Annotated in this window: 1 protein-coding gene; it reads right to left on the bottom strand. The window is 49.5% G+C overall.

Features of this window, described 5'->3' with window-relative positions; all coding sequences use genetic code 11:
• Positions 1-333: condensation domain-containing protein (locus HFE01_RS26595; RefSeq protein ID WP_167438871.1), on the bottom strand; the 333-nt coding region annotated here is incomplete at both ends.

The raw sequence follows: 333 nt of genomic DNA, 5'->3' as shown, positions 1-333 counted from the left end.
CCGTAAAATCGCCACGCGCATCAACGCATCCCGGGACAAATCGAATCCGGCTGCCTTGTCCTGGCGAATAAATTCCTGCACATACGCGTCACGTTCCTGATCATCCAAATGACGCAAATCTTCATAGCTGAAACCAACTTCCTTACGACGGAAAATCACCTGCACGGGCTCATCCTGCCAGCCGCTGATGAAATTAGCTCTAAAGATCTCATGCCGCTGCGCCAAATGATTCAAGCTATCTTGGAAAATATCTGCCTGGAAGCGACCACGCAAGTCAAAGGTCGTTTGTTCAAAATAAGCCCCTGACGCTGCATCCATCAGGCTATGGAACAA

It is taken from the genome of Paenibacillus sp. EKM10P, assembly GCF_011800655.1.
GTDB lineage: Bacteria > Bacillota > Bacilli > Paenibacillales > Paenibacillaceae > Paenibacillus > Paenibacillus polymyxa.
This window is presented reverse-complemented; position numbering and strand designations above follow the sequence as displayed.